This is a genomic window from Pseudomonas sp. Pseusp9 (assembly GCF_059491265.1).
The window spans coordinates 1,033,682-1,050,546 of the sequence record NZ_CP168500.1 but is presented as its reverse complement, the minus strand read 5'-3'; the positions used below and the strand labels follow the sequence as shown (position 1 = coordinate 1,050,546).

Sequence of the window (16,865 nt, the reverse complement as noted above, 5' to 3'; positions counted from 1 at the left end):
GGCTGATCAGCCTGCTCACAGACGCCCAATGAAAAAGCCCGCAGTTACGCGGGCTTTTCTGGGTGTTCTACCGCTATCGGTGCCAACCTACCAGGCCAGACGCCCGATCATTCCCACTCAATGGTCGCCGGCGGCTTGCTCGACACGTCGTAGGTGACGCGGGAGATGCCTTCGATTTCGTTGATGATGCGGCCGCTGACGGTTTCCAGCAGTTCGTAAGGCAGGTGTGCCCAACGCGCGGTCATGAAGTCGATGGTTTCCACGGCACGCAGGGCCACGACCCAGGCGTAACGACGGCCATCACCGACCACGCCAACCGATTTAACCGGCTGGAATACCACGAATGCCTGGCTGACCTTGTGGTACCAGTCGGCCTTGCGCAGTTCTTCGATGAAGATGTGGTCGGCACGACGCAGCAGGTCGGCGTATTCCTTCTTCACTTCACCGAGGATGCGCACGCCCAGGCCCGGGCCCGGGAACGGGTGACGGTAGACCATGTCGTACGGCAGGCCCAGTTCCAGGCCCAGACGACGGACTTCGTCCTTGAACAGTTCGCGCAGTGGCTCGACCAGTTTCAGGTTCATTTCTTCCGGCAGGCCGCCCACGTTGTGGTGCGACTTGATCACGTGGGCCTTGCCGCTTTTCGCGCCAGCCGACTCGATCACGTCCGGGTAGATGGTGCCCTGGGCCAGGTACTTGATGTTGTCCAGCTTGCAGGATTCGGCATCGAACACGTCGATGAAGGTACGGCCGATGATCTTGCGCTTCTTCTCAGGGTCAGCTTCGCCGGCCAGGTTGTTGAGGAACTGGTCCTCGGCGTTGGCGCGGATCACCTTGACGCCCATGTTCTCGGCGAACATGGCCATAACCTGCTCGCCTTCGTGCAGACGCAGCAGGCCGTTGTCGACGAAGACGCAGGTCAGCTGGTCGCCGATGGCCTTGTGCAGCAGCGCGGCAACGACCGAGGAATCCACGCCGCCGGACAAGCCGAGCAGCACGTTGTCGGTGCCGACCTGGGCACGCACCTGGGCGATGGCGTCTTCAGCGATCTTCGACGGGGTCCACAGCGCTTCGCACTCGCAGATGTCGAGGATGAAGCGCGACAGGATGCGACCGCCCTGCTTGGTGTGGGTCACTTCCGGGTGGAATTGCACGCCGTAGTAACGACGCTCGTCGCTGAACATGCCGGCAATCGGGCAGCTCGGGGTGCTGGCCAGAATGTGGAAGTCGGACGGCATGCGGGTGACTTTGTCACCGTGGCTCATCCACACGTCGAGGCCGAACAGGCCGTCGGCGTCGATGTGGTCTTCGATGCCGTCGAGCAGGCGGCTCTTGCCGACCACGTCGACACGGGCGTAACCGAACTCACGCAGCTCGGAACCTTCAACCTTGCCGCCCAGTTGCTCGGCCATGGTCTGCATGCCGTAGCAGATACCGAAGACCGGTACGCCCAGGTCAAAGACTGCCTGCGGGCAGCGAGGGCTGTTGGCTTCGTGCACGGACTCCGGGCCGCCAGCGAGAATGACGCCTTTTGGCGCGAACTCGCGGATCGCATCCTCGTCCATGTCGAACGGGTGCAGTTCGCAGTACACGCCGATTTCACGCACGCGGCGGGCGATCAGCTGGGTGTACTGGGAACCGAAGTCGAGGATCAGGATGCGGTGAGCGTGAATATCGAGGGCCATGATTCAGTCTCGTCTAAGTCATTCAGAAACAGTCGTGATTCAGAAACAACTCGGGGCTGAATAAAACAGCCCCGGTTGCTTAGCTTGTTGCTTGAAGGCTCAACCTACGCGGTAGTTCGGCGCTTCCTTGGTGATCTGCACGTCGTGAACGTGGGATTCGGCCATGCCTGCGCCGGTGATCCGCACGAACTCGGGCTTGGTGCGCATCTCTTCGATGTTGGCGCTACCGGTGTAGCCCATCGAGGAGCGCAGGCCGCCCATCAGCTGGTGGATGATCGCGCTCAGGGTGCCCTTGTACGGAACACGTCCTTCGATGCCTTCCGGAACCAGCTTCTCGGCGCCTGCCGAGGAGTCCTGGAAGTAACGGTCGGAGGAACCCTGGGCCTGGGACATGGCGCCCAGCGAACCCATGCCGCGATAAGCCTTGTACGAACGGCCCTGGAACAGTTCGATCTCGCCCGGCGCTTCTTCGGTACCGGCGAACATCGAGCCCATCATCACGCAGGAGGCACCGGCCACGATGGCCTTGGACAGGTCACCGGAGAAACGGATGCCGCCGTCGGCGATCAACGGTACGCCAGTGCCTTCAAGGGCAGCGGCGACGTTGGCGATGGCACTGATTTGCGGTACGCCGACACCGGCGACGATACGGGTGGTGCAGATCGAGCCAGGGCCGATACCGACCTTGACCGCATCAGCGCCGGCTTCGGCCAGGGCCTTGGCGGCAGCGCCGGTGGCGATGTTGCCGCCGATCACCTGCACTTCAGGGAAATTCTCTTTAACCCAGCGAACGCGGTCGATCACGCCTTTGGAGTGACCGTGAGCGGTGTCGACCACCACCACGTCAACGCCGGCATTGACCAGGGCGGCAACGCGGTCACCGGTGTCTTTACCGGTACCAACGGCAGCGCCAACGCGCAGACGACCTTGATCGTCCTTGCTGGCCAGCGGGTAAGCCTTGGCTTTTTCGATGTCTTTGACGGTCATCATGCCTTTGAGGGCAAACTTGTCGTCGACGATCAGGACTTTTTCCAGACGGTGCTTGTGCAGCAACTCGCGGACTTCGTTCTTGTTGGCGCCTTCCTTGACCGTGACCAGACGCTCTTTAGGCGTCATCACTTCACGTACGGTGGCATCCAGACGAGTTTCGAAGCGCACGTCACGGGAGGTGACGATGCCGACCAGGTCGCCATCGTGCAGCACCGGAACGCCGGAAATGTTGTGCATGCGGGTCAGTTCGAACAGGTCACGCACCGTGGCGTCGGCCTCGATGGTGATCGGGTCCTTGACCACACCGGCTTCGAACTTCTTGACCTTGCGCACTTCGGCAGCTTGCTGCTCGATGGTCATGTTCTTGTGGATGATGCCGATACCACCTTCCTGAGCCATGGCAATTGCCAGACGGGCTTCAGTGACGGTGTCCATGGCGGCGGAGACCAGTGGAATATTCAGCTCGATGCCACGGGTAAGGCGGGTCTTGAGACTGACTTCGTTAGGAAGCACCTCGGAATAACCGGGCACTAGGAGAATGTCGTCGAATGTCAGAGCTTCTTGGCTGATACGCAGCATCGCGGGGGCTCCCGAGCGGGAAAATGGAAGCGCGCCATTATAGTCAGACACCCCTTCGGGTTCAATGTAAAACTCTGTCTATTATTGGCATTACTGATATACGGGGATTCCATCCGCTGTATTGCTGCTTTTTTGTAGGAGCGAGCCTGCTCGCGATGGTCGTGAACGATGACGCGTGCTTTCTGGAAACCAACGTCGCCTTCAAGTTCATCGCGAGCAGGCTCGCTCCTACAACGGTGATCAGAGTTCGACTTTCACCCAGCTCACCGGCTGATCGAGCCAATCGGCGAATTCATCGAGAAATGCCTGCTTGAACCCGGCCTCGGCCCAGTTGTTGAAGATGAAACCGAGGTTGGAGAAGCCGCATTCCTGCAGGAACAGGAAGCCGTTGATGTCGTCTTCATGCCCGCATTCCGGGCAGGTGAAGTTATCGGTACGCCCCGGCATCCAGTCTTCCAGGCTTTCGAACAGGGCTTCACCCACTTCCTTGCGGCACTCGGCGCAGCCCGCTTCGCCAAGAAAACCCTTGGCCGGCGTATAGATGCAACGCTTGGTGATGATCTCCAGACCGTTGACCGGCTCGCCGAATGGCAGCGCGTCCGGGTGCAGGACCACCTCACGGGCCCCCTCGGCAATCGCGTGCCCCATACGATTGCCGGTGCGGCCGCACGTGGTCAACTCTTCCTGGACGATGTTCTTGCGCACCAGCCAACGCACAACGGCCCGGGCCCGGGGCTCGTGCACCGGCAGAGTGGAGATTTTCGGGACGATGATGCTTTGCGAGTTCATGGGGTACAGGCCTGGAGCGTTGATAAATGACCTGTAGGAGCGAGCTTGCTCGCGATGGTCGTTAACGATAACGCGAGGTGTCTGGTTCCCCGCGGTGTTCTTGAGTCCATCGCGAGCAGGCTCGCTCCTACAGGTAAAGCAATGGCGCGATGCCCATAGAAGGTATAGGCCCGCCGCAGGTTTTTTTACAGCTCGACAACAACCGCCTGCGAAGCACGGGTCGCCTTGGCGCGGGCGGCTTCGATCGACTCGTCGCGAGCCAGGGCAACGCCCAGGCGACGCTGGCCGTTGACTTCTGGCTTGCCGAACAGGCGCAGCGCGGTATCCGGCTCGCTCAAGGCGGCGCCCAGATTGGCGAATGCGGTCTGGGTCGACTGCCCTTCCACCAGGATCACTGCCGAGGCCGATGGCCCGAACTGGCGCACCACCGGGATCGGCAGGCCGAGGATCGCCCGTGCATGCAGGGCGAACTGCGACAGGTCCTGAGAAATCATCGTGACCATACCGGTGTCGTGTGGGCGCGGCGAGACTTCGCTGAACCACACTTGATCGCCCTTGATGAACAGTTCGACACCGAACAGCCCACGACCGCCCAAGGCTTCGGTAACGGCCTTGGCCACACGCTCGGATTCCGCCAGGGCGATCGGGCTCATGGCTTGCGGTTGCCAGGATTCCTGATAATCGCCCTTCTCTTGACGGTGGCCGACCGGCGCCAGGAACGTCGTGCCACCAACGTGGCGCACGGTCAGCAGGGTGATTTCGTAGTCGAAATCGATGAAGCCTTCGACGATCACCCGACCTTTACCGGCACGACCACCTTCCTGGGCGTAGTCCCAGGCTTTGCGCACGTCATCGACGCTGCGCAGCAGGCTCTGGCCCTTGCCCGAGGAACTCATGACCGGCTTGACCACACACGGGAAACCGAGGTCTTCGACGGCCTTGCTGTAGTCCTCGAAGGTGTCGGCGAAGTGGTACGGCGAGGTCGGCAGGTCCAGCTCTTCAGCGGCCAGGCGACGGATGCCTTCGCGGTTCATGGTCAACTGCGCGGCGCGGGCGGTCGGGATCACGTTGAAACCCTCGGCCTCCAGCTCCACCAGGGTCGCGGTGGCGATGGCTTCGATTTCCGGCACGATGAAATGCGGTTTCTCGGCTTCGATCACGGCACGCAGGGCAGCGCCGTCGAGCATGTTGATCACATGGCTGCGGTGCGCCACCTGCATGGCCGGCGCGTTGGCGTAGCGATCCACGGCAATCACTTCAACGCCCAGACGTTGCAGCTCGATCACCACTTCCTTGCCCAACTCGCCACAGCCACACATCAATACGCGGGTCGCGGTGGGCGACAATGGAGTTCCGATACGGGTCATCTGAAGGTCCTCAAGAAGCGGATCATCGAGGATACGGCGCACCAGGCGCGATCCATGGGGAGAAAGCGCGGCATTTTACATGAACTTCAGCCGACGACAGCCTGTTTGCGCAGGCGCCAGGCCATGATCAGCCACACGGCGGTGACCCCGGCGAATTTCGAGCCCAGGGCGGTGAGGATCACCCCCGGCGTCAGGGCGTCGATCATGCCGAAAAAGATAAAGGTATCGAGGGGAATGCTCAGGGCCGAACTTATCCACAGGCGATCATGCAGCGGGCGTCTGGTGATGCTGAACACCAGCCAGTCGATGCACTCGGACACCGCGAACGCCGTGGCGCTGGCCAGGGCGATGGACGGATCGGAGGTGACATAGGACAACACCAGCGCCACCAGCATCGCCACGAGGGCGCCATGCCCGAACCGGGCTTGCACCATGTCGCGCAACACGAACACCAGCCCGCCCCAGGCCGACCAGATAATGTCCAGGTGCGGCGCGGTGGAAAAGGCGTAGTTGATCAGCACGACGCTGCCGATGTAGGCGATCAGGAAGAGCATGGGCGGGGAAGTACCTGTGAATTTGTCGCACAGGATACTGTAGGAGCGAGCCTGCTCGCGATGGTCGTTAACGATAACGCGGGGAGTCAGGCTCCCCGCGGTGTTCTTGAGTCCATCGCGAGCAAGCTCGCTCCTACAACAGTGGCAGCCTGTCAGGCACCAGATTTCCCAGGGAGCATCCACACCAATCCGCTCGCCTTCGCCCGCTCATGACACAACCCCAGCACCTGGCGCCGCTCGTCGTTGGTCATGCGGCTCCAGCGGGTGATCTCCTCCACCGTGCGTTGGCAACCGGTGCAGATATCATCGTCATCCAGCGCGCAAATGTTCACGCAGGGCGATGGCACCGGGCGTTCGGGCGTGCTCATTGTTCCTGCTCGACCAGATCGCGGGCATAACGCTGCGAGTTATGCACGTAGTGAGCAGCGCTGGCTTCCAGCATCCTGATTTGCGGTTCGGTCAGTTCGCGCACCACTTTGCCGGGCGAGCCCATGACCAGCGACCCGTCCGGAATCTCCTTGCCCTCGCCGATCAGCGAATTGGCGCCGATGATGCAGTTCTTGCCGATCCTTGCCCCGTTGAGGATCACTGCGTTGATGCCGATCAGGCTATTGTCGCCGACGGTGCAGCCGTGGAGCATGGCATTGTGGCCGATGGTCACGCCGGTGCCGATGGTCAGCGGGTAGCCCATGTCGGTGTGCATCACGGTGCCGTCCTGGACGTTGCTGTTCTTGCCGATCAGGATCAACTCGTTGTCGCCGCGCAGCACGGCGTTGAACCAGACGTTGGCGCCCTCTTCCAGCTTGACCTTGCCCACCAGCACGGCATTGGGGGCGACCCAGCTCTGTGGATGGGTTTCGACGCGGGCGTCGCCCAAGCGGTATTTCATGGTTGTTTTCCTCAAGGCGCAGGCAGTTTTTTTTTCAGCCAGATCAGGATTCAGGCCATTCGAACGATGGCTTCAGATATTGATGAAGCTTTTGGGAGGCTGGTGCAGGCTGATTTTGGCGTCATACAGCAGGTTGATCAACTCGACGATCATGATCGCCGTCAGCCCCCATATCTTGAATTCGCCATAGCGATAGCTCGGCACGTACCAGCTGCGGCCCTGATAGTCGATGCGATGGGTATGTTCGCGGGGGTCCTTGCGGAAGAATTCCAGGGGCACGCTGAACACCGCGGCGATCTCGGCATCGTTGGCCCGGTATTCGACAAAATCCGGGATGACCCCGACATAGGGCGTGACCATGATGCCGTGCAGGCTGATCAGCGGACTGAGCGGGCCGATCACCTCGACCAGCCCCGGTGGCAGGCCGATCTCTTCTTCGGCTTCACGCAGGGCGGTGAAAATCAGATCGGGGTCTTCGGGGTCGCGGCGACCACCGGGAAAGGCGACTTCGCCGCCATGGGTCGACAGCCCGCTGGCACGCAGGGTCAACACCAGCTCGGGCTCGTCACTGCGGGTGATGGGCACCAGTACCGCTGCCTCGGGAAAACGACGATCGGTCTCCAGTGTACGTGGAGTGTGGTTACTAACCCGATGCAGTAGCTCGTCCAGCATGAGTGTTCTCGATTTGTGCCTTACCCGGCATCATGCACCAATCGCTGCGGTCGCCCAACCCCCGCAACAGCCCCATGTCGCGAAACGACAACTTGCCGACAGACACTGCCGCACGCCAAGATAGGCGCAGCATTCAGGAACCCGAGCATGAAATTTTGCAGCCAGTGCGGTAACCCGGTGACCCAGCGCATTCCCGAAGGCGATTCGCGCCTGCGTTTCGTCTGCGACAGCTGTCAGGCCATCCACTACCAGAACCCCAATATCGTCGCCGGCTGCGTGGCGACCTGGGGCACCAAGGTGCTGCTGTGCCGACGGGCCATCGAGCCGCGACGCGGGTACTGGACCCTGCCCGCCGGCTTCATGGAAAACGGTGAGACCATCGAACAGGCCGCCATTCGCGAAACCGCCGAAGAAGCCTGCGCCCGGGTGCGCAACCTGAGCATCTATACCCTGATCGACGTGCCGCACATCAGTCAGGTGCATGTGTTCTTCCGTGCCGAGCTGGCGGACCTGGATTTTTCCGCCGGCCCCGAGAGCCTGGAAGTGCAACTATTCGACGAAGCGGACATTCCTTGGGATGAGCTGGCTTTCCGCACGGTGGGTCGTACCTTAGAATGCTTCTTCGCTGACCGGCGGACCGAGGTCTATCCCGTACGGTCTGAATCGATCCCGCCGCTTGCTCAGCCTGCCAACTAAAAAACATCTATAAATAAATAGTCGCGACACCTCCTGGGGAATCGTTTCAATGCGCTGGTTGCTTGCCCTGTTCTGTTTGTCGTTCGTCGCGGTGTCCCAGGCTTCTGCCGTGGAATCCCTGGACGGCAAGGTCATCGAGAAAATCCTGATTCTCAAGTCTTCCCATCAATTGCAGTTGATCAATGAAGGCAGGCCGCTCAAGACCTATCGCATTTCCCTGGGCAAGAGCCCCAGGGGGCCGAAGCTCATGGAAGGCGACAAACGCACTCCGGAAGGTTTCTACTGGGTTGACTGGCGCAAGGTCAGCGACCGCTTCAACCTGGCGATGCACATCTCCTACCCGAACATCAGCGACTCTGCCCGCGCCCGCCGTGAAGGCGTGGAGCCCGGCGGCATGATCATGATCCACGGCACCCCGGACAGCGAGGACACCCCGGAAGACCTGTTCCACACCCTGGACTGGACCGACGGCTGCATCGCCATGCGCAACATGGACATGCGCGAAGTCTGGAACCTGGTGCCGGACGGCACGATGATCGAAATCCGCCCGTAATGCCCCCGACCATTGGTCGCCCTCGAAAAATAAATTCAAAAAATCGCAGCCTGCGACAGCTCCTACAGCAGTGATACCACTCTGACCTGTAGACGCTGCCGCAGGCTGCGATCTTTGCTGCTGCCTCCCCCCTCGCTAATACCACTTAGAACCACCCTCTGAAAAGCCGGCCAAAACGGCAGGCTTTCCCGCGCCAAAGGCTCGGTGACGGCGTTGACATGGTATGCAAGTGGTATTAGGTTTTGCCCCACAACCGGGCGACAACAATCCTATACCCGCATCGGACACTGCCTACATGAACGACCTACTGGCCCTGCGCCCCGACGACACCCAACCCACGCCGCTGTACCTGCAACTGGCACGCAATCTGGAAGCGGCGATCCATGCCGGCCAGTGGAAAGCCGAACAGGCCATGCCGTCGGAGCGCAATCTGAGCGAGACGCTGGGCATCTCCCGGGTCACCGCCCGCAAGGCGCTGGAAGTGTTGTTTGAACAAGGCCTGATCCGCCGTAACCAGGGCTCCGGCACTTTCATCACGCCGCGCCTCGAACAACCGTTGTCGCGCCTGTCCGGTTTCAGTGAAATGCTCCGCCTCAAGGGTTTCGTGCCCGGCTCGCAATGGCTGGAGCGGGAAATCACCCTGCCGACCCACGAAGAGCTGATCCGCCTCGGCCTGTCGCCCAATGACAAGGTCGCGCGGCTCAAACGCCTGCGCAAGGCCGACGACACCGTGATGGCCATCGAGATGAGTACCCTGCCCGCCTCGATCATTGCCAACCCGCAAATGGTCGGCGACTCCCTCTACGAATTCCTCGACAGCATCGGCAAACCTGTGGTGCGCGCCCTGCAGCATATCCAGGCGATCAACGCCTCGGACGAGTTCGCAGCCCTGGTCGGCATCGCCCCCGGCACCGCGATGCTGCTGATGACCCGGGTCGGCTACCTGGAAGACAACACGCCGATCGAAGTCACCGACACCTACTGCCGTAACGATTACTACGACTTTGTGGCAGAGCTTCGCCGCTAGAACGCTGCACCGCTAGCCGTCAAACCAGAGAACCGATCATGTCCGAAGACAACATCCTCACCGCTCACGGCTGGGTTCGCGGCCGACTGGTCCACGCGCACGGCAAAGTCGTGTCGATCGAAGGCCAGCCCTGCGATCCGGCAGACAACGACCTGCCGTACCTGCTCCCGGGTTTCATCGACCTGCACGTTCACGGCGGCGGCGGCAAAGACATCATGGAAGGTGCGCCGGCCTTCGAAACCATCACCCGAACCCACCTGCGCTTCGGCACCACATCGCTGCTGGCCACCACCATGACCGCGCCGAGCGACGAGATTTCCAGCGTGCTCAAGGCCGTCGGCGAATTCTGCGAGCAGCGGCCCCAAGGCTGCGCCCGGGTGCTCGGCGTGCACCTCGAAGGCCCTTACATCAACCCCGGCAAGCTCGGCGCGCAACCCAACTTCGCCCACACGGCACTGATGGCCGAAGTCGAAGCGTACCTGGCGCTCGCACCGATCCGGGTGATCACCATCGCGCCGGAAATCGCCGGTCACGATGCCTTGATCCGTGACCTTAGTAGCCGCGGCATCCGTATGCAGATTGGCCACACCCTGGGCAGTTATGAGGAAGGCGTGGCGGCGCTGGAGGCCGGCGCCAGCAGTTTCACCCACCTCTACAACGCCATGAGTCCGCTGCATCACCGTGAGCCGGGGATCGTCGGCGCCGCGTTGGCCCACGCCCAATACGCCGAACTGATTCCGGACTTGCTGCATGTGCACCCCGGCGCCATCCGTGTGGCCCTGCGTTCGATTCCATGTCTGTACTGCGTCACCGACTCGACCGCGGCCGCCGGCATGCCCGACGGCGAATACAAGCTCGGCAGCCACACCGTGACCAAATGCCTGGGCGGCGTGCGCCTGTCCGACGGCACCCTGGCCGGCAGCACGCTGACCATGGATCAGGCCCTGCGCAACCTGGTGAAGATCGGCCTGCCCATCGCCGAAGCCTCGCAACGCCTGTCGCAATTCCCCGCCGACTACCTCGGCATCACCGAACGCGGGCGCCTGCAACCGGGGGCCTGGGCCGACTGCGTGCGGCTGGATCGCTCATTGAAACTGACCGCCGTCATGGTCGAAGGAGAAGACATTGACTTCAAAAATGCTTGAAGAGGCGCTGTCCTCGTTCGAGGCCGTGCAAGCCCAGTTGCAACAACTCGACCCGCCGATGATCGAGATCGCCGGACGTTTGCGCCGTCAGCCGCCGCAAGTGGCCATGACCGTGGCACGCGGCAGCTCCGACCATGCCGCCAGCTACTTCGCCTACCTGACCATGCAACTGCTGGGCATCCCGGTGGCGTCATTGCCGATGTCGGTGGTAACCATGCAACAGGCGCCGTTGAAGGTCAGCGGTCAGGTGGCATTCGCCTTTTCGCAGTCGGGTCAGAGCCCGGATCTGGTCAACAGCCTGCGCCTGTTGCGCAAGCGCGGCGCCTTGAGCATTTCGCTGGTCAATGCCGAAGACTCGCCACTGGAAGCCGCCTGCGAATTCAGCCTGCCGCTGTGTGCCGGCACCGAAAGCAGCGTTGCCGCGACCAAGAGCTTTATCGCCACCCTCAGCGTCAGCGCCCGGCTGATTGGCCACTGGAAAGAAGACGCCGAACTGCTCGAGGCAGTTTCTGCCTTGCCCGATGGCCTACGCGACGCCGCGAAACAGGACTGGAGCCTGGCCATTGAGGCCCTGCGCGATTGCCAACGCTTGATGGTGATCGGCCGTGGCGCCGGTTTTGCCATTGCCCAGGAAGCGGCGCTCAAGTTCAAGGAAACCTCGGCGATCCAGGCCGAAGCCTTCAGCAGCGCCGAAGTCCGCCATGGCCCGATGGCTTTGATTGGCGACAACTACCCGCTACTGGTGTTCGCCCCACGGGGTGCCGAACAGGCCGGCTTGCTCAGCCTGGCCGCCGACATGCGCCAGCGTGGCGCCCGTGTCCTGCTGGCCGCCCCGGATGACGTGCTTGAGCGCGACCTGACCCTGACTCGCGCCGAGCACCCGGCCCTCGATCCGATCCTGGCGATCCAGAGTTTCTACGTGATGGCTGCCGGTTTGGCGGTTGCCCGTGGCATGGACCCGGACCAGCCACGGCACCTGAGCAAAGTGACGCGCACCCACTGAACGCCCCCCTCTGTAGGAGCGAGCCTGCTCGCGATGGTCGTCAACGAAAACGCGCGTTTACTGGATAAACGCGGCGCTCTTTAGTCCATCGCGAGCAGGCTCGCTCCTACAGGGGGCGCGCGTTGATCCGAACCGATGTTTTGAATGAGACCGAGCCATGCATAACAACAATAAAGAGCTGACTTTAAGCGCCCCGCTCAGCGGCCCGGTGCTCACGCTCGCCAAAGTCCCGGATGCGGTGTTTGCCAGTGGCACCATGGGCGACGGGATCGCCATCGACCCGTTGAACGATACCCTGCACGCGCCCTGCGCCGGCGTTGTGGTGCATGTTGCGCGCACCGGCCATGCGGTGACCCTGCGCGCGGACAACGGCGCCGAACTGCTGCTGCACCTGGGCCTCGATACCGTCGAACTGCAAGGCCAGGGCTTTTCGATGCTGGTGCAGGAAGGTGCACGGGTTGCCAATGGCCAGCCGCTGCTGCGCTACGACCTGGACAAGGTCGCGCAACAATGCAAAAGCCTGGTCAGCCTGCTGATCCTCACCAACAGCCAGGAGTTTCAGGCACGGCCCATCACCCTCAAATCAGTGAAAGTCGGCGAGCCGTTGCTGCACATCATTCGCCGCCAGGGTGTGGGCGCGCAGGCGGACGTGGAGCTTGCCGGCGAAGAAGTGCTTGGTCACATCCGCATCGCCCACCGTGGTGGTCTGCATGCCCGGCCAGCGGCGTTGATCCGTCAGACCGCGCAAGGTTTCAAAAGCAAATCCCGGCTGCATTTCGCCGGTAAGTCGGCGACCTGCGACAGCCTGATCGGCCTGATGGGCCTGGCCGTCGGCGAACATGACGAAGTGCAGGTCAGCTGCCAGGGTCCGGATGCCGAAGCCGCACTGCAAGCTTTGTTGACCGCGCTGTCCACGGCACTGGCCGAAGAGCATCACGCCACCGCTCCGGCACCGATGATCCAGCGCAACCGAGTGGCCGAAGCCGGTGTGCTGCACGGTGTCTGCGCCGCTCCGGGGCTGGTCGGCGGGCCGCTGTTGCACTTGAACGCGATCAGCCTGCCTGCGGATGCCGGGAACAATGATCCGCTGCAGCAACGGCAAACCCTCGACACCGCATTGACCCAGGTCCGCAGCGAAATCGCCGGCACCCTGGAGCAGGCCAGAAAACACAGGAACACTGACGAAGAAGCCATCTTCGCCGCCCATCTCGCGCTGCTGCAAGACCCGGCATTGCTGGACGCGGCCCATCGGTCCATCGACCTTGGCAGCGCGGCGACCCACGCCTGGAGCCAGTCGATCGACGTGCAGTGCAACATGCTCCAGCAGTTGGGTAGCTCGCTGCTGGCCGAGCGCGCCAACGACCTGCGCGACCTCAAGCAACGAGTGCTGCGCGCCCTGCTTGGTGAAGCCTGGCACTACGACGTACCGCCCGGTGCCATCGTCGCCGCCCACGAGTTGACCCCATCCGATCTGCTGCAACTGAGTCAGCAAGGTGTCGCCGGTTTGTGCATGGCCGAAGGCGGCGCGACCTCTCACGTGGCGATTCTGGCCCGGGGCAAAGGCCTGCCATGCATGGTGGCTCTGGGCTCGACGTTGCTCGATCAGCAACAGGGGCAACAGGTGGTGCTGGACGCCGACGGCGGTCGCCTCGAACTGACACCCAGCGCCGAGCGCCTGGCGGACGTGCGCCTGATGCAACAACAACGGCAACAACGTCGGGCCGAACAAAAGGTCCAGGCGCATACACCCGCGCTGACCACCGACGGCCTGCGCATCGAAGTCGCCGCCAATGTGGCGTCCAGCACGGAAGCGGCAGACGCATTGGCCAACGGCGCCGACGGCGTCGGCTTGCTGCGCACCGAATTTCTCTTCGTCGACCGCCATACCGCCCCGGACGAACAGGAGCAACACCACGCCTATCAAGCCGTGCTCGATGCCATGAGCGACAAGTCGGTGATCATCCGTACCATCGACGTCGGTGGCGACAAGCAACTCGATTACCTGCCACTGCCCGCCGAGGCGAACCCGGTGCTTGGCCTGCGCGGCATTCGTCTGGCCCAGGTCCGCCCGGAATTGCTCGACCAGCAACTGCGCGCCCTGCTGCACGTCACGCCATTGTCCCGTTGCCGGATCCTGTTGCCGATGGTGACCGAGGTCGAGGAGTTGCTGCACATCCGCCAGCGCGTCGACGCCTTGTGCACCGAACTGGGCCTGAGCCAGCGTCCGGAGCTGGGAGTGATGATCGAAGTTCCGGCCGCCGCGCTGCTGGCTGAACAGCTGGCGGAACACGCGGACTTCCTGTCCATCGGCACCAACGACCTGTCGCAATACACCCTGGCCATGGACCGCGACCACGCCGGCCTGGCCTCGCGGGTCGATGCCCTGCACCCGGCGCTGCTGCGCTTGATCGCCCAGACCTGTGCAGGTGCCGCACAGCACAAACGCTGGGTCGGGGTTTGTGGGGCGCTGGCCTCCGATCCGCTAGCCACGCCGGTGCTGATCGGGCTGGGCGTGAGCGAACTGTCGGTGAGCCCGGTGCAGATCGGTGAAATCAAGGATCGCGTGCGCCATCTCGATGCCGGTCAATGCCGGCGCATCAGCCAGGAACTGCTCAAGCTGAGCAGCGCCGGTGCGGTGCGTCACGCCTGTCACCAGCATTGGCCTCTGAGCTGAAGAACAACAAAAAATCCAGGGAGTACCGCCATGTACCAATACTTTATCGAAGGCCTGCAGCGTCTCGGCCGCGCGCTGATGCTGCCCATCGCGATCCTGCCGATTGCCGGCCTGCTGCTGCGCCTGGGCGACACCGACCTTTTGAACATCGCGATCATCCACGACGCCGGCCAGGTGATATTTGCCAATCTGGCCATGATCTTCGCCATCGGCATCGCGGTCGGTTTCGCCAAGGACAACAACGGCACGGCCGGTCTGGCCGGGGCCATCGGTTATCTGGTGATGGTGTCCACGCTCAAGGTGCTGGATGCGAGCATCAACATGGGCATGCTCGCCGGGATCATCAGCGGCTTGATGGCCGGCGCGCTGTACAACCGTTTCAAGGACATCAAGCTGCCGGAGTACCTGGCGTTCTTCGGCGGCCGGCGCTTTGTGCCGATCGCGACCGGTTTCAGCGCGGTCGGCCTGGGCGTGGTGTTCGGCCTGATCTGGCCGCCGGTCCAGCACGGCATCAACAACTTCGGCGCGCTGCTGCTGGAGAGCGGCAGCATCGGTGCATTCATTTTCGGTGTGCTCAACCGCCTGCTGATCGTCACCGGCCTGCACCACATCATCAACAACATGGCCTGGTTCGTGTTCGGCAACTTCACCGACCCGACCACGGGTGCCTTGGTGACCGGCGACATATCGCGCTACTTTGCCGGCGACCCGAAAGGCGGCCAGTTCATGACCGGCATGTTCCCGGTGATGCTCTTCGGCCTGCCCGCCGCCTGCCTGGCGATGTACCGCAACGCCCTGCCGGAACGGCGCAAAATCATGGGCGGGATATTCCTGTCGATGGCCCTGACTTCATTCCTGACCGGCGTCACCGAGCCCATCGAATTCGCCTTCATGTTCCTCGCGCCGCTGCTGTTCTTGCTGCATGCGCTGCTGACCGGCCTGTCCATGGCTGTCACCAACCTGTTGAATATCCATCTCGGTTTTACCTTTTCCGGCGGCTTCATCGACATGATCCTCGGCTGGGGCAAATCTACCAATGGCTGGCGCGTGGTCCCGGTCGGCCTGGTCTATGCGCTGATCTATTACCTGGTGTTCGACTTCTGTATCCGTCGCTTCAATCTCAAGACGCCGGGACGCGAAGACACTGCTGCCACTGAAAAAGCCGCAGTGGCGGACAGCGACCGTGCCGGGGCCTACATCAAGGCCTTGGGCGGCGCCGAAAACCTGATCACCGTCGGTGCCTGCACCACGCGCTTGCGCCTGGACATGGTGGATCGCAACAAGGCGTCGGATGCAGACTTGAAAGCACTGGGTGCCATGGCGGTGGTGCGACCGGGCAAGGGCGGGAGTTTGCAGGTAGTGGTCGGGCCGATGGCCGACGCGATTGCCGATGAAATTCGCCTGGCGATGCCGGCGCTGGGACGCGCCCTGGTGTCGTCACCAGCGGCTGAAGTCGACGTACCGCCACCTGCCAGCGTGGCGGCACCCGAGGCGCAGCTATGGCTCAATGCCCTGGGCGGTGGCGACAATGTGCTGCAACTCGATTGCGTGGCCATGACCCGCATCCGCCTGCAACTGGCCAATGGCAGGGCATTGTCGGAGTGTGATTTGAAAGCGTTGGGTTGCCAGGGTGTGAGTCAGTTGGAAGGCGGCATCTGGCATCTGTTGATTGGCGACAAGGCGCCGAGCTTGGGCGATGCGTTGGAAGCGTTGGTCAATCGCAGTGAGGTGAGTGCCAAGGTTTAGTTCTTCACTGACTGGCAGCCCGTCATCGCGAGCAGGCTCACTCCTACACGGGTCCGGTGTACGCCAATTCACTGTAGGAGCGAGCCTGCTCGCGAAGAGGCCATAAGCAATACCACAGAACCCCGATCAACAAAAAACCCGCTGAAATCTCTTTCAGCGGGTTTTTCACTTCAGCGGCGCAGGATCAAAAATCCTCCAACCGCCACACCTCATAAGCCGGTGTCTCGTAGGGATGGCTCTGTTTCAAAGCCACTACCACCGAGCGAATCAACTCATCCGCCACCACCAACTCAACCTTCCATTCCTCGACCTGCTCGACCTGCCCTGCTTCGCCAATGTACGGCTGACTGCCGTCCAACGGACGAAACTGGCCCTGGCCCAACACCTGCCAGGCGCAGTGATCGTAAGCGCCGATCCGCCCGCCACCGGCGGCGAATACGGCACTCTTGACGACTTCGACATGGCTGTCGGGAACAAAAAAGCTGAGCTTGTACAC

At 62.2% G+C, this 16,865-nt stretch carries 16 protein-coding genes; 7 read left to right on the top strand and 9 right to left on the bottom strand.

What is annotated here, in order from left to right:
• Positions 1-107 precede the first annotated feature (107 nt).
• The 8 genes from guaA to ACEN8E_RS04615 form a co-directional block, all read right to left on the bottom strand.
• On the bottom strand, positions 108-1,685 hold the full coding sequence (gene guaA / locus ACEN8E_RS04650; protein ID WP_413423661.1) for a glutamine-hydrolyzing GMP synthase: 1,578 nt from the start codon (positions 1,683-1,685) through the stop codon (positions 108-110).
• A gap of 99 nt (positions 1,686-1,784) precedes the next feature.
• Positions 1,785-3,254 (bottom strand): IMP dehydrogenase, encoded by a 1,470-nt coding sequence (guaB, locus tag ACEN8E_RS04645; RefSeq protein ID WP_413423663.1) that lies wholly within the window; start codon positions 3,252-3,254, stop codon positions 1,785-1,787.
• 240 nt (positions 3,255-3,494) lie between these two features.
• The gene (locus ACEN8E_RS04640; protein ID WP_495591615.1) at positions 3,495-4,043 is read right to left on the bottom strand and encodes a sugar ABC transporter ATPase; all 549 of its coding nucleotides are present in this window, start codon (positions 4,041-4,043) and stop codon (positions 3,495-3,497) included.
• Positions 4,044-4,228: 185 nt separating this feature from the next.
• A complete protein-coding gene (gene purT / locus ACEN8E_RS04635; protein WP_495591614.1) occupies positions 4,229-5,410 on the bottom strand; it encodes a formate-dependent phosphoribosylglycinamide formyltransferase in 1,182 nt (393 codons plus the stop codon).
• An 86-nt stretch (positions 5,411-5,496) separates the two neighbouring features.
• Positions 5,497-5,964 carry a preQ0 transporter gene (locus ACEN8E_RS04630; protein ID WP_495591613.1) on the bottom strand — a complete coding sequence of 156 codons (468 nt, stop codon included), beginning with the start codon at positions 5,962-5,964 and terminating at the stop codon, positions 5,497-5,499.
• Between the two features lie 152 nt (positions 5,965-6,116).
• Complete coding sequence (locus ACEN8E_RS04625) at positions 6,117-6,332, bottom strand: DUF1289 domain-containing protein (RefSeq protein ID WP_495591612.1); 216 nt, start codon at positions 6,330-6,332, stop codon at positions 6,117-6,119.
• Positions 6,329-6,853, bottom strand: coding sequence for a gamma carbonic anhydrase family protein (locus tag ACEN8E_RS04620; RefSeq protein ID WP_495591611.1), 525 nt, complete (start codon positions 6,851-6,853; stop codon positions 6,329-6,331). The genes ACEN8E_RS04625 and ACEN8E_RS04620 overlap by 4 nt, the downstream gene beginning before the upstream one ends.
• Positions 6,854-6,925: 72 nt before the next feature.
• A complete protein-coding gene (locus ACEN8E_RS04615) occupies positions 6,926-7,525 on the bottom strand; it encodes a CoA pyrophosphatase (protein WP_495591610.1) in 600 nt (199 codons plus the stop codon).
• Positions 7,526-7,672: 147 nt separating this feature from the next.
• Between ACEN8E_RS04615 and ACEN8E_RS04610 the strand changes: the two genes are divergently transcribed.
• The 7 genes from ACEN8E_RS04610 (at position 7,673) to nagE (ending at position 16,369) form a co-directional block, all read left to right on the top strand.
• Complete coding sequence (locus ACEN8E_RS04610; RefSeq protein WP_223458644.1) at positions 7,673-8,221, top strand: NUDIX hydrolase; 549 nt, start codon at positions 7,673-7,675, stop codon at positions 8,219-8,221.
• Positions 8,222-8,270: 49 nt separating this feature from the next.
• Positions 8,271-8,774: a L,D-transpeptidase family protein gene (locus ACEN8E_RS04605; RefSeq protein WP_495591609.1), complete on the top strand. Its 504-nt coding sequence runs from the start codon at positions 8,271-8,273 to the stop codon at positions 8,772-8,774.
• A 295-nt stretch (positions 8,775-9,069) separates the two neighbouring features.
• The gene (locus ACEN8E_RS04600; RefSeq protein ID WP_495591608.1) at positions 9,070-9,801 is read left to right on the top strand and encodes a GntR family transcriptional regulator; all 732 of its coding nucleotides are present in this window, start codon (positions 9,070-9,072) and stop codon (positions 9,799-9,801) included.
• A 38-nt stretch (positions 9,802-9,839) separates the two neighbouring features.
• Positions 9,840-10,946, top strand: coding sequence for an N-acetylglucosamine-6-phosphate deacetylase (nagA, locus tag ACEN8E_RS04595; RefSeq protein WP_495591607.1), 1,107 nt, complete (start codon positions 9,840-9,842; stop codon positions 10,944-10,946).
• Positions 10,927-11,949 carry an SIS domain-containing protein gene (locus ACEN8E_RS04590; protein WP_495591606.1) on the top strand — a complete coding sequence of 341 codons (1,023 nt, stop codon included), beginning with the start codon at positions 10,927-10,929 and terminating at the stop codon, positions 11,947-11,949. The genes nagA and ACEN8E_RS04590 overlap by 20 nt, the downstream gene beginning before the upstream one ends.
• A 157-nt stretch (positions 11,950-12,106) precedes the next feature.
• Positions 12,107-14,623, top strand: coding sequence for a phosphoenolpyruvate--protein phosphotransferase (gene ptsP, locus ACEN8E_RS04585; RefSeq protein WP_495591605.1), 2,517 nt, complete (start codon positions 12,107-12,109; stop codon positions 14,621-14,623).
• A gap of 30 nt (positions 14,624-14,653) precedes the next feature.
• The gene (gene nagE / locus ACEN8E_RS04580; protein ID WP_495591604.1) at positions 14,654-16,369 is read left to right on the top strand and encodes an N-acetylglucosamine-specific PTS transporter subunit IIBC; all 1,716 of its coding nucleotides are present in this window, start codon (positions 14,654-14,656) and stop codon (positions 16,367-16,369) included.
• 184 nt (positions 16,370-16,553) lie between these two features.
• Here the strand turns inward: nagE and ACEN8E_RS04575 are convergent, their stop codons facing one another.
• Positions 16,554-16,865, bottom strand: coding sequence for an NGG1p interacting factor NIF3 (locus ACEN8E_RS04575; RefSeq protein ID WP_495593272.1), 312 nt, complete (start codon positions 16,863-16,865; stop codon positions 16,554-16,556).